Origin of the sequence: Variovorax sp. WDL1 (genome assembly GCF_001541225.1) — a bacterium.
GTDB lineage: Bacteria > Pseudomonadota > Gammaproteobacteria > Burkholderiales > Burkholderiaceae_C > Variovorax.
On sequence record NZ_LMTS01000198.1, the window covers coordinates 14,646 to 37,035 of the forward strand.

The 22,390-nt window shown below is 66.4% G+C and carries 21 protein-coding genes; 12 read left to right on the top strand and 9 right to left on the bottom strand.

What is annotated here, in order from left to right; genetic code table 11:
* The coding region (locus APY03_RS44515; RefSeq protein ID WP_232324413.1) for a DNA translocase FtsK 4TM domain-containing protein at positions 1-776 on the bottom strand (776 nt) is incomplete at its 3' end.
* Between the two features lie 133 nt (positions 777-909).
* Positions 910-1,584 (bottom strand): Crp/Fnr family transcriptional regulator, encoded by a 675-nt coding sequence (locus APY03_RS26010; RefSeq protein WP_068681431.1) that lies wholly within the window; start codon positions 1,582-1,584, stop codon positions 910-912.
* Positions 1,585-1,750: 166 nt separating this feature from the next.
* Between APY03_RS26010 and trxB the strand changes: the two genes are divergently transcribed.
* The 3 genes from trxB to rpmG all read left to right on the top strand — a co-directional run bounded on the left by trxB (position 1,751) and on the right by rpmG (position 3,307).
* Entirely contained in the window at positions 1,751-2,713 is a 963-nt protein-coding gene (gene trxB, locus APY03_RS26015; RefSeq protein ID WP_068681433.1) for a thioredoxin-disulfide reductase, read from the top strand.
* Positions 2,714-2,888: 175 nt separating this feature from the next.
* Complete coding sequence (gene rpmB, locus APY03_RS26020; RefSeq protein ID WP_068681435.1) at positions 2,889-3,122, top strand: 50S ribosomal protein L28; 234 nt, start codon at positions 2,889-2,891, stop codon at positions 3,120-3,122.
* 11 nt (positions 3,123-3,133) lie between these two features.
* Positions 3,134-3,307: a 50S ribosomal protein L33 gene (gene rpmG, locus APY03_RS26025; RefSeq protein ID WP_007830291.1), complete on the top strand. Its 174-nt coding sequence runs from the start codon at positions 3,134-3,136 to the stop codon at positions 3,305-3,307.
* A gap of 143 nt (positions 3,308-3,450) precedes the next feature.
* On the opposite strand, the gene APY03_RS26030 is transcribed toward rpmG, so the two are convergent.
* Positions 3,451-4,665 carry a DesA family fatty acid desaturase gene (locus APY03_RS26030; protein ID WP_068681437.1) on the bottom strand — a complete coding sequence of 405 codons (1,215 nt, stop codon included), beginning with the start codon at positions 4,663-4,665 and terminating at the stop codon, positions 3,451-3,453.
* Positions 4,666-4,796: 131 nt separating this feature from the next.
* On the bottom strand, positions 4,797-6,068 hold the full coding sequence (locus tag APY03_RS26035) for an RsmB/NOP family class I SAM-dependent RNA methyltransferase (protein WP_068681439.1): 1,272 nt from the start codon (positions 6,066-6,068) through the stop codon (positions 4,797-4,799).
* Between the two features lie 117 nt (positions 6,069-6,185).
* Here APY03_RS26035 and APY03_RS26040 point away from each other — a divergent pair, with 117 nt between their 5' ends.
* Positions 6,186-6,428, top strand: coding sequence for a DUF1653 domain-containing protein (locus APY03_RS26040; RefSeq protein ID WP_068681441.1), 243 nt, complete (start codon positions 6,186-6,188; stop codon positions 6,426-6,428).
* Between the two features lie 69 nt (positions 6,429-6,497).
* On the opposite strand, the gene purN is transcribed toward APY03_RS26040, so the two are convergent.
* Positions 6,498-7,082 (bottom strand): phosphoribosylglycinamide formyltransferase, encoded by a 585-nt coding sequence (gene purN / locus APY03_RS26045; protein ID WP_068681443.1) that lies wholly within the window; start codon positions 7,080-7,082, stop codon positions 6,498-6,500.
* Positions 7,083-7,232: 150 nt separating this feature from the next.
* On the opposite strand from purN, the gene APY03_RS26050 reads away from it, so the two are divergent.
* The 4 genes from APY03_RS26050 to APY03_RS26065 all read left to right on the top strand — a co-directional run bounded on the left by APY03_RS26050 (position 7,233) and on the right by APY03_RS26065 (position 11,857).
* A complete protein-coding gene (locus APY03_RS26050) occupies positions 7,233-8,435 on the top strand; it encodes an acyl-CoA dehydrogenase family protein (protein WP_068681445.1) in 1,203 nt (400 codons plus the stop codon).
* Between the two features lie 28 nt (positions 8,436-8,463).
* Entirely contained in the window at positions 8,464-9,579 is a 1,116-nt protein-coding gene (locus APY03_RS26055) for an acyl-CoA dehydrogenase family protein (protein ID WP_068681447.1), read from the top strand.
* Positions 9,580-9,666: 87 nt separating this feature from the next.
* Positions 9,667-11,046, top strand: a complete 1,380-nt coding sequence (locus APY03_RS26060; protein WP_068681449.1) for an alpha/beta fold hydrolase — start codon at positions 9,667-9,669, stop codon at positions 11,044-11,046.
* A gap of 10 nt (positions 11,047-11,056) precedes the next feature.
* The gene (locus tag APY03_RS26065; RefSeq protein ID WP_068681451.1) at positions 11,057-11,857 is read left to right on the top strand and encodes an enoyl-CoA hydratase; all 801 of its coding nucleotides are present in this window, start codon (positions 11,057-11,059) and stop codon (positions 11,855-11,857) included.
* Here APY03_RS26065 and APY03_RS26070 read toward each other — a convergent pair.
* Entirely contained in the window at positions 11,854-12,411 is a 558-nt protein-coding gene (locus tag APY03_RS26070; protein ID WP_068681453.1) for an HNH endonuclease, read from the bottom strand. The two genes, APY03_RS26065 and APY03_RS26070, sit on opposite strands and share 4 nt — an antisense overlap.
* A 164-nt stretch (positions 12,412-12,575) precedes the next feature.
* Here APY03_RS26070 and APY03_RS26075 point away from each other — a divergent pair, with 164 nt between their 5' ends.
* The 4 genes from APY03_RS26075 (at position 12,576) to APY03_RS26090 (ending at position 18,823) form a co-directional block, all read left to right on the top strand.
* Positions 12,576-13,613: a bifunctional riboflavin kinase/FAD synthetase gene (locus tag APY03_RS26075; RefSeq protein WP_068681455.1), complete on the top strand. Its 1,038-nt coding sequence runs from the start codon at positions 12,576-12,578 to the stop codon at positions 13,611-13,613.
* A 124-nt stretch (positions 13,614-13,737) separates the two neighbouring features.
* Positions 13,738-16,608, top strand: a complete 2,871-nt coding sequence (gene ileS, locus APY03_RS26080) for an isoleucine--tRNA ligase (protein WP_068681456.1) — start codon at positions 13,738-13,740, stop codon at positions 16,606-16,608.
* Entirely contained in the window at positions 16,608-17,111 is a 504-nt protein-coding gene (lspA, locus tag APY03_RS26085) for a signal peptidase II (RefSeq protein WP_068681458.1), read from the top strand. Before ileS ends, lspA begins: the two co-directional genes overlap by 1 nt.
* A gap of 53 nt (positions 17,112-17,164) precedes the next feature.
* Positions 17,165-18,823, top strand: coding sequence for a Na/Pi cotransporter family protein (locus tag APY03_RS26090; RefSeq protein ID WP_068681460.1), 1,659 nt, complete (start codon positions 17,165-17,167; stop codon positions 18,821-18,823).
* A 31-nt stretch (positions 18,824-18,854) separates the two neighbouring features.
* Here the strand turns inward: APY03_RS26090 and APY03_RS26095 are convergent, their stop codons facing one another.
* The 3 genes from APY03_RS26095 to APY03_RS26105 all read right to left on the bottom strand — a co-directional run bounded on the left by APY03_RS26095 (position 18,855) and on the right by APY03_RS26105 (position 22,361).
* Positions 18,855-19,841: a quinone oxidoreductase family protein gene (locus tag APY03_RS26095; RefSeq protein WP_068681462.1), complete on the bottom strand. Its 987-nt coding sequence runs from the start codon at positions 19,839-19,841 to the stop codon at positions 18,855-18,857.
* A 97-nt stretch (positions 19,842-19,938) separates the two neighbouring features.
* The gene (locus APY03_RS26100; RefSeq protein ID WP_068681464.1) at positions 19,939-20,943 is read right to left on the bottom strand and encodes a tripartite tricarboxylate transporter substrate binding protein; all 1,005 of its coding nucleotides are present in this window, start codon (positions 20,941-20,943) and stop codon (positions 19,939-19,941) included.
* Entirely contained in the window at positions 20,940-22,361 is a 1,422-nt protein-coding gene (locus APY03_RS26105) for an amidohydrolase family protein (RefSeq protein WP_068681466.1), read from the bottom strand. The genes APY03_RS26100 and APY03_RS26105 overlap by 4 nt, the downstream gene beginning before the upstream one ends.
* Between the last annotated feature and the right edge of the window lie 29 nt (positions 22,362-22,390).

A 22,390-nucleotide genomic window follows, 5' to 3' on the forward strand; every position in this document is an offset into this window, starting at 1 on the left:
ATGCGCAACTCCTCGTCGGCCGAATCGGGCTCGTGGCCCTGCTCCACTGAAGCCAGTTCCTCGCGCTCGCGCACCGCCTTCTTGCCCATCGCGATGTCCTCGGCGATCTCGCGTTTTTCCCGGCGTGACTCGAAGAGTGAATACAGGCGTGAACCGATGCGTTCGGCAATCTGGCTCCAGGAGAAGCGGAACACCAGGGCTGAGCCGATCACGCCGGCAGCGATGGCGATCAGCGCTGAGCCGGTGAAGCCCATCCACTTCACGCTGAGCGGACCGACCAGATAGCCGAGCACGCCGCCGCCATGGCCGGGCAAGTGGGATTCGAGCCGATAAAGACGCGACCATTCGAGCACCACGCTGGCGCACAACAGGAGCACGAGGCCGAACCAGAAGGCCAGGCGGCTGCGGTTGAAACGGCCGCGCGGCGGATGCTCGGCCGCAGCTTCGCCGCCGCGCATCCAGCCGGCCAGCGAGGAAAGCCACACGCGCAGGCCGGCCGCAAGGCACCACCAGACTGAGTAGCCAGCGAGGAAATAGCTGGCATCAGCAAGCCATGCGCCGATGCGGCCACCCCAGTTCTTGACCTCGCCACCAGTTCCCGAGGTGGACCAGGCGGCGTCCGACGGCGTGAAGCTCAGCATGGCGAGCAGCCAGAACAGCAGCGCGACGAAGCCGGCAATCAGCGTGATCTCGTGCGCGAAGCGCATCGCGCGCGTCCGCACCGGCTGGGTTTCACCTGACGCTGAGGATTGAAGGGTATTGAGCGAATAGGTCATGGAAGGCACTGCTGCCCGCCCGCGGGAGCGGGCAGGCGGCGCACTGGAACTACAACGAACACCATCGCGGCCGCGTTGTCATCGGGGCCGGCGATGCAAAGGCCGGCAGGCCGCAAGGCCGCCGGCCGGAGAGTCAGGCAAGCGATGAGAGTCGTTCCTTGACGATCATGGAGCCATCGGGCTGCGTCTGGACGAAGCCTCGTTCCTCAAGGTCCTTCATCACGCGGCTGACCATCTCACGCGAGGCGCCGACCATCTTGGCCAGGTCCTGGCGCGAGATCTTGTCACGCACCTTGAGGTTGCCCGCGCCGTCGTCCACCGCGAACTCGAGCAGTGAGCGCGCCACGCGGCCGTAGACGTCCATCAGGGCGAGGGATTCGATCTTGCGATCGGCATGGCGCAACCGCGAGACCAGGCCGCGCATGATGTTGTAAGACATCGAGGAGTTCTCCGGCAGGCAGCGGGCGAAGGCCTCGCGGCCGAGCATCAGCACGTCGGTCTGGACTTCGGTGCGCACGGTGGCCGAGTGCGGCTCGTCGTCGATCATGCTCATTTCGCCGATGTAGTCGCCCGGATGCAGCGTCGCGAGGATGACCTCGCGCCCGCGGCTGTCTGTGCTCATTACGCGGGCGCGGCCCGTGAGGATGATGTAGAGCGCATCCGACTTCTTTCCCTGCTCCACTACCACTTCGGCGCGCTTGAAGCGCTTCTTGACGATCGCATCGGCGATGCTCGCCGATTGGGCCGGCGTGAGTGCGGCAAACAGCGGCACGCGGCGGAGCAATTCAAGATTGGACAGCATCGACATTCATCAATCCCCGGATCTATCGCGCGATTGAAAAAGCCCATGCATTAATACAATCGCACGCATTGATACACCCCGCGCCCGGTCTTGAACCGAACGGTGATACTCCATATCTATCACCCATGAAAATGTACACGCTGATGCAGCGTCAAACCTAGGTTTTCTACTCATGTCGTCCTCTCCACGCCACGCCAAGGTACTCATTCTGGGCTCGGGCCCAGCCGGATATACCGCCGCAGTCTATGCGGCGCGCGCCAATCTTCAGCCCATGCTCATCACCGGCATCGCCCAGGGCGGTCAACTCATGACCACCACCGAAGTCGATAACTGGCCGGCCGACGTGCATGGCGTCCAGGGGCCGGATCTGATGCAGCGCTTCCTGGAGCATGCCGAGCGCTTCAAGACGGAAATCGTGTTCGACCACATCAACAAGGTCGACCTGAGCAGGCGCCCCTTCACGCTGACCGGCGACAGCGGCACCTACACCTGCGATTCGCTAGTGATCGCCACCGGCGCATCCGCGAAGTACCTGGGCCTCGATTCGGAGCAGCACTTCATGGGACGGGGCGTTTCCGGCTGCGCGACCTGCGACGGCTTCTTCTATCGCGAGCAGGAAGTGTGCGTGATCGGCGGCGGCAACACCGCCGTGGAGGAGGCGCTCTACCTTTCGAACATAGCGAGCAAGGTCACGCTGGTGCACCGCCGCGACAAGTTCCGCGCCGAGCCCATCCTGATCGACAAGCTCCACGAGAAGGTCAAGGAAGGCAAGATCGAGCTGAAGCTGCACAACACGCTGGACGAGGTGCTCGGCGATGATTCGGGCGTCACGGGTATCCGGCTGAGGAATACCCAGACCGGAGCAACCGAGCAGGTCGACCTCAAGGGCTGCTTCATCGCGATCGGCCACCACCCGAATACCGATATTTTCCAGGGTCAGCTGGAGATGAAGGACGGGTACATCCTCACCCGCTCGGGTCTGCAGGGCTTCGCCACCATGACCAGCATCCCGGGCGTCTTTGCGGCCGGGGACGTGCAGGACCATGTGTACCGCCAGGCGATCACCAGCGCCGGCACCGGCTGCATGGCAGCGCTGGATGCCCAGCGCTTTCTGGAGCAGGACGGAACGCTCTGAGCCAAGGGCAAGTGGTGAAGCTATAATCCAAGGCTTTGCCGGATTCGGGGCTGTGCCTGTTTGGGTCCGAAGCTCGGTGAGCCGGGGTACCGCCACCCGATTCTGGCGAGGTCAAGCTGCAACCCACCCCCGCAATCCTTGCGTCGGGTGCCAGCTGTTCAAGAAAGAGTTCTACATGGCACGCGTATGCGAAGTCACGGGCAAGGGCCCGATGGTCGGAAACAACGTTTCCCACGCCAACAACAAAACCAAGCGCCGGTTCCTGCCGAACCTGCAATACCGCCGCTTCTTTGTCGAGAGCGAAAACCGCTGGGTGCGCCTGCGTGTTTCGAGCGCCGCGCTGCGCCTGATCGACAAGAAGGGCATTGACGCCGTGCTCGCAGACATGCGTGCGCGCGGCCAAGCTTAAGGAGCTGAATCATGGCAACGAGCAAAGGCGGACGCGAAAAGATCAAGCTGGAATCCACCGCGGGTACCGGCCATTTCTACACCACCAGCAAGAACAAGAAGACGATGCCTGAAAAGATGTCGATCATGAAGTTCGATCCGAAGGCACGCAAGCACGTCGAATACAAGGAAATCAAGCTGAAGTAATTCGGCCGATTTCGCGATGAAACCCCGCTGTGATCCAGCGGGGTTTTTTTTGCCTGCCCGCATTTGCAAAGTTCATGGAAAGTAAAAAGCCGGCTCGAAAGCCGGCTTCTTACTTAGGGCGGGCGCAAGGCCCGGATGAAACGTCAGGCGCGGGCAGCGCGCAGCCGGGTCGAGAAGTCACGCAGCCCTGCGATGCCGCTGGCTTCCGCGCGATGGCACCAGGCAGCCAGATCGGCGGCCAGCTGCTCGCGCGACTGCGATGTGTTGAGCCAGAGCTGGCGCAGCTCCTCGCGCATTGTCACCATCTTGTCCAGCACCGGGTGCGCCGCACGCGCCTGCACCAGGTTCGAACGCACCGTGGCCGGCACCTTGTCGTCGTCGCGATGCAGCCAGCGCTTGGCGACCTTCAGCGCAGACAGGTCGGCGCCCTTGTCCTTGAGCAATGCCAGCTCCTGCTTGGTGGCGCGGCGCATCTCGCGGGCGTAGCCGGCCATCACCTCGTAGCGATTGGCGATGACGGCTTCCAGCGTCTTCTCGTCGGCGACCGGCTGGATGTCGCCCAGCTGCATCTTCGGTGGCACCTTCTTGACCTTCGCCCAGCCGATCTTCTGCATCAGGCTGATGTAGACCCAGCCGATGTCGAACTCGTACTTCTTGACCGAGAACTTGGCCGAGGTGGGATAAGTGTGGTGATTGTTGTGCAGTTCCTCGCCGCCGATGATCAGGCCCCAGGGCATGATGTTGCGGCTGGCGTCGGGCGCCTCAAAGTTGCGGTAGCCCCAATAGTGGCCAATGCCGTTGATAACGCCGGCGGCAGTGATCGGAATCCACAGCATCTGGACCGCCCAGACCGCCAGGCCGAGCGCGCCAAAAAGCGCGAGGTTGAGCACCAGCATCAGGCCCACGCCCTGCCAGCTGTAGCGCGAATAGAGGTTGCGCTCGAGCCAGTCGTCCGGAGTTCCGTGGCCGTAGCGCTCCATGGTCTCCTTGTTCTTCGACTCGGCACGATAGAGCTCGGCGCCGCGCCAGAACACCTCGTCAATCCCTTTGACCTGCGGGCTGTGCGGGTCTTCCTCGGTTTCGCATTTCGCGTGGTGCTTGCGGTGGATCGCCACCCACTCCTTGGTCACCATGCCGGTGCCGATCCAGAGCCAGAACCGGAAGAAATGAGAAGGGATCGGACCCAGATCCATGGCCCGGTGCGTTTGCGTGCGGTGCAGGAAGATCGTGACCGCGGCGATGGTGATGTGCGTGGTGAACAGCGTGTACAGCACGACCTGCCACCACGCGAGATCCCACAGGCCGTTCCCGAGCCAGTCGATGGCCGCGCTCAGGAGGGCAGAGTCAGGAAGCAACATTGAATTCGGTACTCCATGGCCACACGATGGTGCAGCCTTCAGGTAACGTTGATTTTAAAGGGCGGCTCTTCAAAAAGGGGGCTAAATCCTTGATCCATAGCAAGTATTCACCCGTCTTTGAGGGTCCGCCCCTATTTCCGCTGCCAGGTAGCGGCAAAAAAGCCGTCTGTGGCATGACGATGCGGCCAAAGCCGCAGATAACGCGCGCCGGCTTCGCCGCCAGCGCAGAGGGTTTCGGGATCGGCCACCTTCAGGGCGCCAAGCAGCGGCGCGACATCCAGGGCCTCGAATTCCGGGTGGGCGGCGCCAAAGGCCTCGGCAATGGCCTCGTTCTCCTCCGGAAGCACGCTGCAGGTGGCATAGATCAAGCGCCCCCCGGGCTTCACCAGCCGCGCGGCGCTCGCCAGGATCGCGGCCTGCTTGGCGGTCAGCTCCTCGATGGCCTTGGGCGATTGCCGCCATTTGAGGTCCGGATTGCGGCGCAGCGTGCCCAGCCCTGAGCAGGGCGCGTCCACCAGCACCCGGTCGATCTTCCCCGCCAGGCGTTTGATGCGTTCGTCGCGCTCATGGGCGATCGCCGCGGGATGCACGTTCGACAGCCTGCTGCGCGCCAGCCGCGGCTTGAGCGCGTCGAGCCGGTGCGCCGAGGTGTCGAAGGCATAGAGCCGCCCGGTGCTGCGCATGGTGGCGCCGATCGCGAGCGTCTTGCCGCCTGCGCCAGCGCAAAAATCGACCACCATCTCGCCGCGCTTGGCGTCGAGCAGCAGGGCCAGCAGTTGAGAGCCTTCGTCCTGCACCTCGACCGCGCCGCGGGCGAAGGCGTCGAGCTTGGCGAGCGCCGGCTTGCCCTCGATGCGCAGCCCCCAGGGTGAGAAGGGCGTGGCGGTGGCCTGGACGCCGGCCAGCGCCAACTCCTTCTGCACGTCGGCTCGCTTGTCGGTCAGCGCGTTGACCCGGAGATCGAGCGGCGCAGCCTGCAGCAAACTTTGCACCAGCGGCCAGAAGCCCTCGCCCAACTGAGCCTTCAGCGGCGCGACCAGCCACTCCGGCAAGTTGTGGCGATGGCGCTCCAACAGGTCCTCGGGCTTGACGGCATCGCACTGGTCAAGCCAGCGCTTCTCGACGTCGCTGAGCGCGCTCTTGAGGAAGTCACGCGGCCCGTAGAAGCCAAGGATCGCCATGCGCCGCTCCTTCGATCCGCTGCCCGAGGGCGACAGATGGTCGAACAGCAGTTTCTTGCGCAGCACGGCGTAGACCGTCTCGGCCAGCGTGGCGCGCTCGCGCGGCCCCAGATGGCGATGCTCGCGGAAGTAGCGGGAGACGACCTGGTCGGCCGGATGTTCGAATTTGAGGACCAGGCCGACCAGGTCGGCGCAGGCCTCGAGAAGGGCTCGGGGATGCATGCTCCAATTGTCTCAGCCGGCCGCGCGGGCGGCGGCGCCGGACTCGTGCAACCGGTCCAGCACTGCGATACGGGCCGTACGGCTCGATCCATTCCGACCTTTCAGACGCCCAATGCGATGCCCAGCCCAACCGACGACCTGCCGCCCCTGATCGAGACCCCGCCCGGCCGCTATCGCCATTACAAAGGCGGCGAATACGAAGTGCTGGGCACCGTGCGCCACAGCGAAACCCTGGAGCCGATGACGCTCTATCGAGCACTCTACGGCGCGAACGCGTTGTGGGTGCGTCCCGCCGCAATGTTCGCCGGGGCGGTGGAGATCGACGGCCACCTCCAGCCGCGCTTTGCGCGGACTGCGTAAGTCGGGAATGCACACTGGGCCAGAAAACAGCCTCTCACGACGGGTCCCAGAACAAGACGAAGATGGTGTTCAGTTTGCTTCTGACAGCCAATCTGCAATCGCCTGCGGGTAAACCCTGTGTTCTTGCGTCAGCACCCGCGCGGCGAGACTCGCCGGCGTGTCGTCCGAGAGGATCGGCACCACCGCCTGGGCCAGGATCGCCCCGTGGTCGAGTTCGACCGTCACCTGGTGCACAGTCAACCCTGCCACCTTGCAGCCCGCCTCGATAGCGCGTCGGTGCGTGTGGAGCCCCGGAAAAGCCGGCAGTAGCGAGGGATGGATGTTGAGCAGACGTCCCTCGTAGCGGGCCACGAAGCCCGGCGTCAGGATGCGCATGAAGCCTGCCAGCACCACCAGCGCCGGCGCATGCACGTCGATGGCGTCGGCGAGAGCCGCATCGAAGACCTCGCGGCTCGCGAAATCCTGGTGCGGGATCACGGCCGTCGCGATGCGCCGCGCCTTCGCGAGGGCCAGGCCGCCCGCGTCAGCCCTGTTGCTGATCACCGCGGCCACCCGCGCCCCGAAGCGCCGCGCCCACTGCTCGCGCTCGGCGGCGCGCACGATGGCCGCCATGTTGGAGCCACTGCCGGAGATCAGGATCACGATGTTCTTCATGGGAGGCGGGATTATCTTTGCTGCTGGTTTCCACCCGGTCGGTTTGTCTCCACGCTGACAGGCCAACAAGCACGACCGTGCTAAAAACCATCGGTTCGACAGCCCGACGCGCCGCCTCCACGGCGCCCGACCAACACAGCGAGGCAACGCATGGATTTGAGCTTCACGCCCGAGGAACAGAAGTTCCGCGAAGAGATTCGCGCCTGGGTCAAGGACAACCTCCCCCAGGACATCTCCCACAAAGTGCACAACGCGCTGGAGCTCACGCGCGACGATATGCAGCGCTGGGCCAGGATCCTCGGAAAGAAGGGCTGGCTGGGCTACGGCTGGCCGGTGGAGTTCGGCGGCCCGGGCTGGACCGCCGTGCAGAAGCACCTGTTCGAGGAAGAGACCGCGCTGGCCGGCGCGCCGCGCATCGTGCCCTTCGGCCCCGTGATGGTGGCGCCGGTCATCCAAGCCTTCGGAAATGCCGAGCAGCACAAGCGCTTCCTGCCGGGCATTGCCAGCGGCGAGGTGTGGTGGAGCCAGGGATACAGCGAGCCCGGCTCGGGTTCCGACCTCGCGTCGCTCAAGACCCGAGCCGAACGCAAGGGCGACAAATACATCGTCAATGGCCAGAAGACCTGGACCACACTGGGCCAGTACGGCGAATGGATCTTCTGCCTGGTGCGCACCAGCAGCGAGGGCAAGCCACAGACCGGCATCAGCTTCCTGTTGATCGACATGAAGTCGCCCGGCGTCACCGTACGGCCAATCAAGCTGATGGACGGCGGCCACGAGGTCAACGAAGTGTTCTTCGACAACGTCGAGGTGCCGGCGGAGAACCTCATTGGCGAGGAAAACAAGGGCTGGACCTACGCCAAGCACCTGCTGTCACACGAGCGCACCAACATCGCCGACGCCAACCGCGCCAAGCGCGAACTGGAGCGCCTCAAGCGCATCGCCAAGCGCGAAGGCCTGTGGGCATCTACCGGAGGGGATTCATATGCTCAGCGCTTCCGCGACGAAATCGCCAAGCTCGAGGTCGAAGTGATCGCGCTGGAGATGCTGGTGCTGCGCGTGCTCTCGGCAGCCACCTCAGGCAAGAACTCGCTGGACATCGCGGGCCTCCTCAAGATCCGCGGCAGCGAGATCCAGCAGCGCTACTCGGAGCTCATGATGCTGGCCGGCGGCCCCTTCGCGCTGCCGCTGATCCGCGAGGCCATGGCGGCCGGCTGGCAGGGCGACTTCCCCGGTGGCCACCCCGAACTGGCGCCGCTCGCGACCACGTACTTCAACATGCGCAAGACCACCATCTACGGCGGCAGCAACGAAGTGCAGCGCAACATCGTCGCTCAGACCGTCCTCGGTTGAGCGCCACACAGCAGGAAGGAACGAGACGATGGACTTCAATTTCAGCGACGACCAGCAGCAGCTTCGCGACGCCGTCGCCAGGTGGGTTGAAAAAGGCTACGCCTTCGAGCGCCGCCGCGGCATCGAGGCGGCGGGCGGCTTCTCGCGCGAGGCCTGGGACGAACTGGCAGAGCTCGGCCTGGGTGGCCTCTACATTCCAGAGGACGACGGCGGCTTGGGCATGGGCCCGGTCGAAGGCATGGTGGTGATGGAAGAGCTGGGCCGCGGTATCGTGCTGGAGCCGCTCGCCCAGTCCTTCATTGCCGGCGCGGTGCTCGCAGGCCATGCCGACGAGGACGCCCGGAACAATTGGCTGCCCCGCATCGCCGGGGGACAAGCGCTGGTCGTGCTGGCTTGCCAGGAGCGCAAGGGGCGCTATCGGCTCGACGTCTGCGCAGCCACGGCAACGCAGGACGGCGACGCATACCGGTTGAGCGGCAGCAAGAGCCTGGTGCCGGCAGGCGACGAGGCCGACGCTTTCATCGTGCCCGCCCAGTTGGACGGGACCATCGCACTCTTCCTCGTTCCACGCTCCGAAGACGGCGTCGCCGCGCGCGGTTACGGCACACAGGACGGCAGCCGCGCCGCCGAGGTGGTGTTCGACAAGGCGGCCTCCACGCTGGTCTCGAAGGACGGCTTGCCGGTGCTCGAGCACGCAGTCGACATCGGCATTGCCGCCACCTGTGCCGAAGGTGTTGGCGTGATGGACAAGACGCTCGCGCTCACCGTCGAGTACATGAACACGCGCAAGCAGTTCAGCGTGCCGATCGCCAGCTTCCAGGCGCTGCGCCATCGGGTGGCCGACATGAAGATGCAGCTCGAGCTGGCGCGCTCCATGAGCTACTACGCGGCCCTCAAGCTCAACGCCCCGGCCGCCGAGCGCCGCCAGGCGATGGCCCGCGCCAAGTACCAGTTGGGCGTGGCCATGCGCTTCGTCGGCCAGCAGTCGGTACAACTGCATGGTGGCATCGGCGTGACCGACGAGTACATCGGCAGCCACTACTTCAGGAAGCTGACCCAGCTCGAGATGGTGTTCGGCGACACCTTGCATCACCTCGGCGAGGTATCGTCACGCATGCAGGACAGCGCTGGCGTCTTTGCATGACACGCAGAGCTGCTATCTTTTTCCGATAGCACGCCGCGCCTGCCAGACCTGTGCTGGCGGGCGCTTTCTTATTGCGCCGGAGCTCCCATGCACACTCGCCGACATCTGATCGCCCTCAGCCTCGCCACGACCATGCTCGCTGCCTGCAGCTCCGCGCCCACCACGACCGATCGCGCCCCGATCGTCTTCATGCATGGCAACGGGGACTCGGCGGCGCTGTGGCAGACCACGCTTTGGCGCTTCGAGTCGAACGGCTGGCCGCGCGAGCGGCTGTTCGCGCCCGACCAGCCCTTTCCGCTGGCGCGCGACGACGACGGCGTGACGCAGCCAGGCCGCAGTTCCACCGCCGAGTCGATGGCCTTCCTGAAGGCCGAGGTCGAGCGCGTGCTGACGGCCACCGGCGCGCCCAAGGTTGTGCTGGTCGGCAACTCGCGCGGCGGCAACACCATCCGAAACTATGTGCAGAACGGCGGCGGCGATCGGGTCGTGAGCCATGTGGTGCTGGGCGGCAACCCGGCGCATGGAATCTGGGCCGTCAAAGGCCTGCGCGAGGGCAGCGAGTTCTCGGGCCTGAGCCCTTTCATGCAGCGTCTCAACGCACCGAAGAATCCGGCCGGCGACGAAGTCACGCCGGGCGTGAAGTGGCTGACGCTGCGCTCCGACAACAACGACAAGTACGCCCAACCCGACGGCGTGTGGATCGGTGCCAAGGGCACAGCCACGAACATCGGCTTCGACGGGCCGGCGCTCAAGGGCGCGACCAACATCGTGCTGCCCGGCACCGACCATCGAGAAACCTCCTTCTCGCCAGCCGCCTTCGATGCGACCTGGCGCTTCCTGACCGGCGAAGCGCCACGAACGCTGCAGCCGGTGGCGGAACCGACCGTCACGCTGTCGGGTCGGGTCACGGGCCTCGGGCTCGATCCTCTCAATCCAGCCAGCGGTGCCTTCGCCAACAACCTGCCACTGACCGGCGCTCGGCTCGCCATCTACGCCGTCGATCCCACGACCGGCGCCCGCCGCGCCCAGGGCGCCTGGGAGCAGACCATCGGTGCGGACGGCCGCTGGGGCCCCTTCTCCGGGCAACCGACAGCCGCGTACGAGTTCGTCCTGAGCGCGCCGGGCTACGCCACCACGCACATCTACCGCAGCCCTTTCCCGCGATCCAGCGCCGTGGTGCAGCTGCGGCCCGAACGCATTGCCGAAGCCGACCGCGACGCGAAGGCCCTGATCATCTTCACGCGGCCGCGCGGCTACTTCGACGTCCGGCGCGACGCCATCCGCTTCGACGGACAGCGCGAACTGCCCGGCGTTCCACCGCTGGGCGCCGGGGTATCGAGCTCCAAGCTGAAGCTTGCGAGCGATATTCCTCGCAGCGTTGCCGCCGAATTCAATGGCGAGCGGGTGGCGGGCCAGAGCTGGCCGGCGGCGCAAGGCCATGTCAGCGTGCTCGAGCTGACCTACTGAGGGCTGCACGATGAAAGCAAATGCCAACCTCGTTCTGCATACGCGCGACGCGCGCGGCGTGATCACGCTGACGCTGAACCGACCGGAGGCCTTCAACGCGCTCTCCGAGGAAATGATCTCGGCCCTCGCGGCCGAACTCGATGCCGTCTCTTCCGACGACGCTGCCCGTTGCGTGGTTCTGGCCGGCGCCGGCAGGGCTTTCTGCGCGGGCCACGATCTGAAGCAGATGCGGGCAGAACCCTCGGCCGGGTACTACGAAGAACTGTTCGCCCGATGCGGAGAAATGATGTTGGCTCTCCAGCGCATGCCGGTGCCCGTGATCGCTCGCGTGCATGGCATCGCGACTGCGGCCGGTTGCCAACTGGTCGCGATGTGCGACCTCGCAGTCGCCTCGAGTGCGGCGAGATTCGCGGTGAGCGGCATCAACGTCGGCCTGTTCTGCTCCACGCCGAGTGTGGCGCTGTCGCGCAATCTCGGCCGCAAGGCGGCCTTCGAGATGCTCGTGACGGGCGATTTCATCGATGCCAACCAAGCCATGGCCAAGGGCCTGGTCAACCGCGTGGCGGCTCCCGAATCGCTCGATGCCGAGGTCGAATCATTGGTGGCCCGCATCGTCGAAAAGCCGAAACCCGCGCTGGCCCTGGGCAAGGCCTTGTTCTACCGCCAGATCGAGACCGGGGTCGCGGCGGCGCTGGCGGACGCCAGCCAGACCATGGCCTGCAACATGATGGACGACAGCGCGCTGGAGGGCGTCCAGGCTTTCATCGAAAAGCGGCCGCCGAGGTGGCCCGGACCGACGACGGCCGACTAGCCGTGCAGCCGCGAGTTGTGCGGCAGATGCGCCATCAGGAATTCCATCTGGTCCGCCAGGATGCGGCGGTTGCGCAGGATGAAGTCCTCCCAGAGGCTGGGCACGTAGGGCGCGTAGAGCAGCGGCATGTTGGCCTGCTCTGGCGTGCGGCTGCTCTTGCGGTGATTGCAAGGCTTGCAGGCCGTCACCACGTTCATCCAGCTGTCGATGCCGTTCTGCGCGAACGGGATGATGTGTTCGCGCGTGAGGTCTTCCTCGTGGAAGTGGCCACCGCAGTAGGCGCAGATGTTGCGGTCTCGCGCGAACAGCTTGCTGTTGGTCAGGCCCGGGCGCATCGCGAAAGGATTGATGCGCGGCACGCCCTTGGTGCCGATGATGCTGTTGATCGCAATCTGCGACTGCTGGCCCGTGACCGCGTTGTGCCCGCCGCGGAACACCGCGACCTGCGCACCGACTTCCCAGCGCACCTCGTCCGCCGCGTAGTGGATCACCGCCTGTTCCAGCGAGATCCACGACTGGGGCAGCCCCTGGGCCGAGAGCTTCAAGACCTTCACACACGCCTCCTCAACAAAGGGAAGAACCACGGAAAGACCAGTCCGTCGCGCACACCGGACGGCTTGCGAGCGACGCACTGCGTCACAATATACCGGCTTTGTGACAAAAAGCCCTGAGTGGGCCCATTCGGCGGGCGCGAAGCGCTATCAAAAAGATATCAACGATGCAGGTTTTCCGGGGTTTCAGGCATCCGGGCGTGGCTCCGGCCTGCGCCCTGACCATCGGCAATTTCGACGGGGTGCACCGCGGCCACCAGGCCATGCTGGGCTTGCTCAACACGGAGGCGCGCCTGCGCGGGCTGCCCAGCTGCGTGCTGACGTTCGAGCCCCATCCGCGCGACTACTTCGCCCAGCGCACCAGGCGACCCGAGCTTGCGCCGGCGCGCATCGGCACCTTGCGCGACAAGCTGAGCGCGCTGGCGGCCAGCGGCGTGGCCCAGACCATCGTGCTCCCCTTCGATGCCCGGCTCGCCTCCCAGACACCGGAGGATTTCATCCGGCACGTGCTGATCGAGGGCCTCGGCGTGCGCTACGTTCTGGTGGGCGACGACTTCCGCTTCGGAGCCAAGCGCGCCGGCGATTACGCGATGCTCGACGCAGCCGGCGAGGCCCACGGCTTCGACGTCGCACGCATGAACAGCTACGAAGTGCACGGCCTGCGCGTGTCCAGCTCCGCCGTGCGCGAAGCGCTGGCCGAGGGCCGGATGAGCGACGTGCAGGCCCTGCTCGGCCGGCCCTACGCGATCTCCGGCCACGTGGTACACGGCCGCAAGCTCGGCCGCGCACTGGGCGCCTCGGCCCCGGGGCGTCACGATGGCTTCCGCACCCTCAACCTCCGCTTCAAGCATTGGAAGCCGGCCGCCAGCGGCATCTTCGCGGTGCTGGTGCACGGCCTGGCCGACCAGCCGCTGCACGGCGTGGCCAACCTGGGCGTGCGCCCCTCCCTCGATGCGAACGACGTGAACGCCGGCCGTGTACTGCTCGAGACCCACTGCCTCGATTGGCCCGCCCACCTCGGCGAGGAGGGGGCCTACGGTAAAATCGTCCGCGTGGAACTGCTGCACAAACTGCACGACGAATTGCGCTACACCAGCCTCGAGGCCCTGACGGCGGGCATCGCGAAGGATGGCCGCGACGCACGTGCGTTCTTCGCTTCCGCCCACGCCGAGACCCGTCGCCAGACCACGCGCGATCGAATTTAGCCCGGGCCCGACCGCGCTGCCGCCCTTCTGCAAGCTCAGGGCGGACGGCTTTTTTCCTTCGCACCGACGCCTCCACCAAGGTTCGGGCCGAGCCTGTCGAAGCCCCCTCTGTTCGAACTTCATCATGTCTGCTGACGCCGCCTCCACCACCGACTACCGCACAACCCTCAACCTGCCCGACACCCCCTTTCCGATGCGGGGCGACCTGCCCAAGCGCGAGCCGGGCTGGGTCCAGGAATGGAACGACGAAGGGCGCTACCACCGCCTGCGCGCCGCGCGCCGCGGGGCGCCCAAGTTCATCCTGCACGACGGCCCGCCCTATGCCAACGGCCAGATCCACATGGGTCATGCCGTCAACAAGATCCTGAAGGACATGATCACAAAGGCACGCCAGCTCGAGGGCTACGACGCGCTCTACGTGCCCGGCTGGGACTGCCATGGCCTGCCGATCGAGAACGCCATCGAGAAGAAATACGGCCGCAACCTCAGCCGCGACGAGATGCAGGCCAGGAGCCGTGCCTACGCGACCGAGCAGATCGCACAGCAGATGGCCGACTTCCAGCGCCTGGGCGTGCTGGGCGAATGGGACCATCCGTACAAGACCATGGACTTCGCCAACGAAGCGGGCGAGCTGCGGGCCTTCAAGCGCGTGATCGAGCGGGGCTTCGTCTACCGCGGACTCAAGCCGGTCTACTGGTGCTTCGACTGCGGCTCCTCGCTCGCGGAGTTCGAGATCGAGTACGCGGACAAGAAGTCGAACACGATCGATGTGGCGTTCAAGGCGCACGCGCCAGAGGCGGTGCTGCGCGCCTTCTTTCCCGCTGGGCAGGACAGGACGGCTGCCGCCCTCGCGCACGCCAATAAGGAGATCTTCGCGGTGATCTGGACCACGACCGCGTGGACCATCCCCGCCAACCAGGCGCTCAACCTCAACCCCGAGCTCGAATACGCCCTCGTCGACACCGAGCGCGGCCTGCTGATCCTGGCTGCCTCGCTGGTCGAGATGTGCATGAACCGCTATGCGCTCGACGGCAAGGTGCTCGCGACGGTCAAGGGCGAGAAGCTGGGCGGTCTCGAGTTCGAGCACCCGCTCTACGACGCCGATGCCGGCTACCGGCGCCTCTCGCCCGTCTACCTGGCCGACTACGCCACCGCCGACGACGGCACCGGCATCGTCCACTCCTCGCCTGCCTACGGCCTGGACGACTTCAACTCCTGCGTCTCGCACGGCCTGGCCTACGACGACATCCTGAACCCGGTCCAGGGCAACGGCACCTACGCGCCCGACTTCCCGCTGTTCGGCGGCGAGCACATCTGGAAGGCCGTGCCGCACATCATCCAGGCCCTGCGCGACGCCGGCCGGCTGCTGACCACCGAGGCCATCACCCACAGCTACCCGCACTGCTGGCGCCACAAGACGCCGGTGATCTACCGCGCCGCCGCCCAGTGGTTCGTGCGCATGGACGAGGGCGAGGGTGTGTTCACCAAGGACAAGGCCCCCAAGACCCTGCGCCAGCTGGCGCTGCAGGCGATCGAAGAAACCGGCTTCTACCCCGAGAACGGCAAGGCGCGCCTGCACGACATGATCGCCAACCGGCCCGACTGGTGCATCAGCCGCCAGCGCAGCTGGGGCGTGCCGATCCCCTTCTTCCTGCACAAGGACACGGGCGAGCTGCACCCGCGCACCATGGAAATCCTCGACCAGGCGGCCGGCATCGTCGAGAAAGGCGGCATCGAGGCCTGGAGCCGGGTGACGGCCGAGGAGATCCTCGGACCCGGCGATGCGCCCCACTACACCAAGAGCACCGACATCCTCGAAGTCTGGTTCGACTCGGGCTCCACCTTCTCGCACGTGCTGCGCGGCACGCATCCGAACGTGCACCACGAGACCGGCCCCGAGGCCGACCTCTACCTCGAAGGCCACGACCAGCACCGCGGCTGGTTCCACTCCTCGCTGCTGATCGCCTGCGCTCTCGAAGGGCGGGCCCCCTACAAGGGCCTGCTGACCCATGGCTTCACCGTCGACAGCCAGGGCCGCAAGATGAGCAAATCGCTCGGCAACGGCATCGAGCCGCAGGAAGTGAACAAGAAGCTGGGCGCCGAGATCACCCGCCTCTGGGTGGCGGCCAGCGACTACTCGGGCGACATCGCCGGCGACGACAAGATCCTCGCCCGCGTGGTCGATGCCTACCGCCGCATCCGCAACACGCTGCGCTTCCTGCTAGCCAACACCAGCGACTTCGATATCGCGAGGGACGCGGTGCCGCTCGACCAGCTCCTCGAGATCGACCGCTACGCCCTGAGCCGCGCCGCGCAGTTCCAGGCCGAGGTGCTCGCGCACTACAAGGTCTACGAGTTCCACCCGGTGGTGGCGAAGCTGCAGGTCTACTGCTCGGAGGACCTGGGCGCGTTCTACCTCGACGTCCTGAAGGATCGCCTCTACACCACCGCGCCCGGCTCTCGGGCGCGCCGCAGTGCGCAGACGGCGCTCTGGCATATCACGCAAGCGATGCTGCGCTGGATGGCGCCCTTCCTGAGCTTCACGGCGGAAGAGGCCTGGAAGTTCTGCGGCAACGGCGAGTCGATCTTCACCCAGGTCTACTGCGACCTCGGCACGCCTGACGAGACGCTGCTGGCCAAGTGGTCGCGCATCCGTGAGATCCGCGATGCAGTCAACAAGGAGATCGAGAACGTACGCGCCGCCGGCCAGGTCGGCTCCTCGCTGCAGGCCAACGTCAAGCTCACGGTGCCGGCCGACGACCATGCGCTGCTGGTCTCGCTGGGCGAGGACCTGAAGTTCGTCTTCATCACCTCGGCCGTCGAGCTGGCGCAGGGCGACGGCGTTGAGGCACAGGTCACGCCCAGCACGGCCGCCAAGTGCGAGCGCTGCTGGCATTGGCGCGACGATGTCGGCCACGACCCGGCGCACCCGGGCCTGTGCGGCCGCTGCACCAGCAACCTGTTCGGCGCCGGCGAAGCCAGGAGTGCCGCCTGATGGCCGCGACGCGCTCCCTCGCCCCACCGCGCACCGGCATCTGGCCGTGGCTCGCGCTGGCCCTGGTAATCCTGATCCTCGACCAGTTCACCAAGACGCTGATCCTGGGCTACTACAAGCTGGGCGATGCCACCTACATCACCAGCTTCTTCAACATCGTGCGCGCCCACAACACCGGCGCCGCCTTCTCCTTCCTTGCCGACGCGGCGGGCTGGCAGCGCTGGTTCTTCACCGCCATCGGCATCGCGGCGGCGCTGTTCATCGTGTGGATGCTGCGCTCGCATGCCGGCCAGAAGCTCTTTTCCTTCGCCATGGCCCTGATCCTCGGCGGCGCCATCGGCAACGTGGTCGATCGCATGATGCATGGCTATGTCGTCGACTTCCTCGACTTCCACCTGGCCGGCCGGCATTTCCCGGCCTTCAACGTCGCCGACAGCGCGATCACGATCGGCGCGATCTGCCTCATCCTGGACGAGCTGCGACGCGTACGCCGCGGCAAGTAGAGGCCGCCTCCGGCAAGCGGAAGCCGAAGGCTGGTCTATAGTCGTCGGCTTCCATGAAGCACCTGTTGAATCTGCTGGCCGCCGTTGCGCTGCTGGTATGGGGCACCCATCTCGTTCGCACCGGCGTGCTGCGCGTCTTCGGCGCCAACCTGCGCAAGATCCTGGTGCACAGCATGCGCAACCGCTTCACGGCCGCGCTCTCGGGCATCGGCGTCACGGCGCTGGTGCAATCGAGCACCGCCACTGCGCTGATGACTTCCTCCTTCGTCGGCCAGGGCCTGGTGGCCCTGCCGGCCGCGCTGGCCGTGATGCGCGGCGCCGACGTCGGCACCGCGCTGATGTCGGTGCTGTTCTCGGCCGACCTCTCCTGGCTGTCGCCGCTCTTCATCTTCGTCGGCGTGGTGCTCTTCATCTCGCGCGGCTCCAGCGTGGCCGGCCGCGTCGGACGGGTGCTGATCGGCCTCGGCCTGATGCTGCTGGCGCTGCGGCTGGTGGTCGAGGCGACCGGGCCGCTGTTCTCCTCGCCACCGGTGCTGGAGCTGCTGGCCTCGCTCGCCAGCGACATGCTGCTGGAGATCACCATCGGCGCGGTGCTGGCCATCGCGGCCTACTCCAGTCTCGCGGTGGTGCTGCTGGTCGCGGCCATGGCCAGCTCCAACGTCGTGCCGCTGGACGTGGCGCTGGGCCTGGTGCTGGGCGCCAACCTCGGCAGCGGCTTGCTGGCGGTGCTGACCACCGCGAAGTCGGCGATCGCGGTGCGCCAGGTCACCGTCGGAAACCTGGTCTTCAAGCTGCTGGGCGTGGCGATTGCGGCCCCTTTCGTCGGGGCCTACCTGCGCGAGGCCCGGCCCTACATCTCCGACGCGACACAACTCGTCGTGCTGTTCCACCTGGGCTTCAACCTGGTGATCAGCCTCGGCTTCATCGGCCTCACCGACTGGGTCGCGCGGCTGGTGGCGCGCCTGCTCCCGGTGCCGACCGAGCCCGCGGCCATGCAGCGGCCCCGGCACCTCGATCCCTCGGCCCTGTCCACGCCTACGCTCGCAATTTCCAACGCCGCGCGCGAAGCCCTGCACCAGGCCGACGTGGTCGAGACCATGCTGATCGGCATGCTCAAGGTGATCCGCGACAACGACCTTCGCCTGGCCGCCGAGCTGCGCAAGCTGGACGACACGGTGGACGAGCTCTACTCGGCCATCAAGTATTACCTGACCAAGATCTCGCGCGAGGCGCTCGGCGAGGAGGAAAGCCGGCGCTGGACCGACATCGTCAGCTTCACCATCAACATGGAGCAGATCGGCGACATCATCGAGCGGGTGATCATCGACATCGAGGACAAGAAGATCAAGAAGCAGCGCAACTTCTCGGCCGCCGGCATGCGCGAGATCGTCGAGCTGCACGAGCGCCTCCTCGCCAACCTGCGGCTCGGCATGAGCGTGTTCCTCAATGCCAACGTGCGCGACGCCCAGAAGCTGCTGGAGGAGAAGGCGCGCTTTCGCGACCTGGAGCGCGCCTACGCCACCACGCACCTCGAGCGCCTTGCCGAACAGACTGCTTCGAGCATCGAGACCAGCTCGCTGCACATCGACCTGATCAGCGATCTCAAGCGCATCAACTCCCACATCTGCTCGATCGCCTACCCGATCCTCGACTCGGCCGGTGCGCTCTCGCGCACGCGCATGCGTGAGTCGCGGCTCAGTCCGATGGAGTGACTGCTTTCGGCGTGTCCCTGCGCGGCCGCGCTCAGAGCGTGAGGATCGTGCAGCCCGTGGTCTTGCGCGCCTCCAGGTCGCGGTGCGCCTGCTGCACTTCGGCCAGCGGGTAGCGCTGCGCGATCGGGATCTTCACCGCGCCGCTTTCGACCACCGCGAACAGGTCGTCCGCCATCGCCTGCGTGCGCTCGCGGCTGGAGATGTGCGTGAACAGCGTCGGCCGGGTCACATAGAGCGAGCCCTTGGACGCCAGCAGGCCGAGGTTGAAGGGCGGCACCGGCCCAGAGCCGTTGCCGAAGATCGCGAGCAGGCCGAAGGGCCGCAGGCAGTCCAGCGAGCCCTCGAAGGTGTCCTTGCCCACCGAGTCGTAGACCACCTTCACGCCTTGTCCGCCGGTGATCTCCTTGACGCGCTCGGCGAAGTTCCCGGTGCTGTAGTTGATCGCGTGCGCCGCGCCGTGCTCCAGCGCCAGCTTGCACTTGGCATCGGTGCCCGCCGTGCCGATCAGCTGCAGGCCCAGGGCCTTGGCCCACTGGCAGGCGATCAGCCCGACGCCGCCGGCGGCCGCGTGGAAGAGGATGAAGTCGCCCGGCTGCAAGCCCTCGGCCGGCAGTGTCTTCTTCAGCAGGTACTGTGCGGTCAGGCCCTTGAGCATCATGGCCGCGCCGGTCTCGAAGGAGATGGCATCGGGCAGCCTGCACACGTTCTTCGCCGGCATCACGCGCAGCTCGCTGTAGGCGCCTGGCGGCTGGCTGGCATAGGCGGCGCGGTCGCCGGGCTTCAAGTGCGATACGCCCTCGCCCACTGCCTCGACCACGCCGGCGGCTTCCATGCCGAGCTGCAGCGGCATCGGGAAGGGGTAGAGCCCGCTGCGCTGGTAGGTGTCGATGAAGTTGAGGCCGACCGCGTGGTGGCGGATGCGGATCTCGCCCGGGCCGGGTTCGCCGACCTCCACTTCGACGATCTTCAGTTCCTCGGGACCGCCGTGGCGGTCGATGCGAACGGCTTGGCTGCGCATGGATGTCCTCTTTCAGTTCGGCTTGCACGAAAAGAGCACATGGTAGACAGGCCCGCGATCCCCTGCAGGCCACGCCAATGTCCCCGCGTCGGCGGAATCAGTTCGGCGGCGCGATGTTCTCGTCCCGCACCACCTTCGTCCACCGCGCCACATCGGCGGCAAGAAAGGCCTGCGCCTCGCGCGAGGTGGTCGGCCAGGGCTCGGCCGCCTGCAGCTTGAGCGTCTGGACGATGTCGGGCCGCCGCAGCGTGGCCTGCACCATCTCGTTGAGTTTGGTGACGATCGCGGGCGGCAGGTTCTTCGGGCCCGCCAGCGCGTACCAGGCGCTGACGTCGAAGTCCGGCAGCACCGTCTCGGCCACGCTCGGGACCTCCGGGAATGCCGCGAAGCGGTTGCGCGAGGTGACGGCCAGCGGCTTGACCTTGCCGTTTTCGATGTGGGAGGCCATGCCGGCCAGCGATGTGAAGATGATCGGCACCTCGCCGCCCATCACCGCCAGCGCCGGCGCGCTGCCGCCCTTGTAGGGCACGTGGGTGAACTGCACGCCGGTGCGCGCCTGGAACAGCACCGCGGCGAGGTGCATGCCGCTGCCGGTGCCGCCGGAGCCGTAGTCGATCTTGCCCGGTTGGGCCTTCGCTTGCGCCACCAGCTCCTGGATGCTGTTCGCCGTGGCAGCGGGGCCGGCGATGATCGCGAAGGGGCTGCGCGCCACCATCGAGATCATGGTGAAGTCGTTGGCCGCATCGAAGGGCAGCGACTTGTACAGGCCCGGCGCCGCCGAATGACCCGAGGCCATCAGGAACAGGGTGTAGCCATCGGGCTCGGCCTTGGCCACGTGGTTGGCGCCGATGGTGCCCCCTGCGCCCGGCTTCCCCTCGACGACGGCCTGCTGGCCGAACTGCTCCGGGAACTGCGCCGCCAGCAGGCGCGCCAGCGCGTCCACCGGTCCGCCGGAGGTGAAGCCGTGGACGATGCGCACCGGCTTCTGCGGCCAGCCCGCAGGCGCCCCAGCTTGCGCACCGGCGGGCGCGGCCGCCCACAGCAGCGGTGCCGATGCCAGCGCCGCGACCGCCAGGCGCCGGAGGGAGAACGAGTTGCTCATAGGACGAAGCGCTCCGGTTGGGGCCCGCGCTCGACGGGCCGTGATTCGTAATGGCCTTCCCCGAACATGCGCAGCCGCGAGGCCAGCAACTCCTCGTTGAGCTGCGCCAGCCGCCCGGCGTCGAAGCACAGGCGGCCATCGCGCTTGGCGAAGCGGCCAGCGACCATGACGTTCTCGATGTCGGAAGTTTCGGCGTACATGACGACCACGTGAGCCGGGTTTCCCCCTGGCATCGCCGGAAAGATGTTCAGGCCGCGGGTGTCGAACATGACCAGGTCGGCCTGCTTGCCGGGCGTGATCGAGCCGGTCTTCTTCTCCAGCCCGAACGCCTTGGCGCCGCCCATCGTGGCCCAGTACAGGGCATCGCGCGTGAGCGTGGAATGCTGCGTCTTCGCGGGCCACTGGCCGGCCGCGTGGAGGCTGCGGTTGTCGAGCTCGCGCTGGTGCAGGAAGGCATGGCGCATGACCCACAGCATCGAGCTGTTGAAGTAGGGGTCGCAATCGGTGCCGATCGAGGGCACGGCACCGTGCTTCACCAGCCGGCCCAGCATCGCGGGCTGCTCGTAGTTCAGCATCTCGGTGAGATTGGTGGCGGTGATGGTGCAGCCTGCATCGAGCACGATCTTCAGTTCGGCGTCGTCGAAGCAGTTCCCGTGCCCGATGTTGTGGTCCGGGCCGAGCAGGCCTTCGGCCGCCAGCCGCGGATAGCCGTCCTCGACCACCCGCTTGCCCTTGCGGCCGTATGTGTGGGCCGAGTTGATCAGGCCGTACTCGCGGGCCAGCCGGATGTCGTGTGCGGCCACGTCGTACTCGCCCCAGTCGGGCCCGAGGATCGCCATCGCGAGCGTCACCAGGCGGTCGTCGGAAGCGAGGCGCCCGGTGCGCAGGCGATGGATCTCCTCCCGCGGGAACGGCTTCTTGTGGTACGGGATCTCGCCCGGCCGCTCCGGCGGCTTCACCGTGCCGCGCGCGAAGACGGCGCGCACGCCCGACTCCTCCAGCGCGTCGATGGCCGCATCGGTCATCTCGGCATCGCGCAGGATGTGGCACCAGTCGACGATGGTGGTGGTGCCGTTGCGCAGCTGGTTGAGCGCGCCCAGCAGGTTGCCCAGGTACACGTCGCGCACGCCGTAGCGGGTGGCGAGGTTCTTGTGCATGTTGGCGTGGTAGTCGCGGCTGCCCACCCAGTCGCTGCCGATGCCGCGCAGCTGGAATTCCCAGGTGTGGATGTGGGCGTTGACCATGCCGGGCGTCACGATGCGGCCACGGCCGTCCACCACTTCGTCCGCCTCGGCGCCAAGGCGCGGGCCGACGGCGAGGATCTTCTCGCCCTCGATCAGGATGTCCGCTTCGTCGAAGTCGCCCACGGCAGGGTCCATGGAGAGCACGCAGGCGTTCTGGATCAGGGTTCGGGTCATGTCTCGATCGATCAGGTTGGTTGGATGAA

Coding starts and splice junctions, on each gene's coding strand:
- APY03_RS26065 (WP_068681451.1), top strand. CDS start 11,057: ATGAAAGCAAATGCCAACCTCGTTCTGCATACGCGCGACGCGCGCGGC.
- APY03_RS26100 (WP_068681464.1), bottom strand. CDS start 20,943: ATGAGCAACTCGTTCTCCCTCCGGCGCCTGGCGGTCGCGGCGCTGGCA.
- APY03_RS26035 (WP_068681439.1), bottom strand. CDS start 6,068: ATGCATCCCCGAGCCCTTCTCGAGGCCTGCGCCGACCTGGTCGGCCTG.
- lspA (WP_068681458.1), top strand. CDS start 16,608: ATGGCCGCGACGCGCTCCCTCGCCCCACCGCGCACCGGCATCTGGCCG.
- APY03_RS26105 (WP_068681466.1), bottom strand. CDS start 22,361: ATGACCCGAACCCTGATCCAGAACGCCTGCGTGCTCTCCATGGACCCT.
- APY03_RS26095 (WP_068681462.1), bottom strand. CDS start 19,841: ATGCGCAGCCAAGCCGTTCGCATCGACCGCCACGGCGGTCCCGAGGAA.
- APY03_RS26040 (WP_068681441.1), top strand. CDS start 6,186: ATGCCCAGCCCAACCGACGACCTGCCGCCCCTGATCGAGACCCCGCCC.
- trxB (WP_068681433.1), top strand. CDS start 1,751: ATGTCGTCCTCTCCACGCCACGCCAAGGTACTCATTCTGGGCTCGGGC.
- APY03_RS26060 (WP_068681449.1), top strand. CDS start 9,667: ATGCACACTCGCCGACATCTGATCGCCCTCAGCCTCGCCACGACCATG.
- APY03_RS26030 (WP_068681437.1), bottom strand. CDS start 4,665: ATGTTGCTTCCTGACTCTGCCCTCCTGAGCGCGGCCATCGACTGGCTC.
- rpmB (WP_068681435.1), top strand. CDS start 2,889: ATGGCACGCGTATGCGAAGTCACGGGCAAGGGCCCGATGGTCGGAAAC.
- APY03_RS26010 (WP_068681431.1), bottom strand. CDS start 1,584: ATGTCGATGCTGTCCAATCTTGAATTGCTCCGCCGCGTGCCGCTGTTT.
- ileS (WP_068681456.1), top strand. CDS start 13,738: ATGTCTGCTGACGCCGCCTCCACCACCGACTACCGCACAACCCTCAAC.
- APY03_RS26055 (WP_068681447.1), top strand. CDS start 8,464: ATGGACTTCAATTTCAGCGACGACCAGCAGCAGCTTCGCGACGCCGTC.
- APY03_RS26050 (WP_068681445.1), top strand. CDS start 7,233: ATGGATTTGAGCTTCACGCCCGAGGAACAGAAGTTCCGCGAAGAGATT.
- purN (WP_068681443.1), bottom strand. CDS start 7,082: ATGAAGAACATCGTGATCCTGATCTCCGGCAGTGGCTCCAACATGGCG.
- APY03_RS26090 (WP_068681460.1), top strand. CDS start 17,165: ATGAAGCACCTGTTGAATCTGCTGGCCGCCGTTGCGCTGCTGGTATGG.
- rpmG (WP_007830291.1), top strand. CDS start 3,134: ATGGCAACGAGCAAAGGCGGACGCGAAAAGATCAAGCTGGAATCCACC.
- APY03_RS26075 (WP_068681455.1), top strand. CDS start 12,576: ATGCAGGTTTTCCGGGGTTTCAGGCATCCGGGCGTGGCTCCGGCCTGC.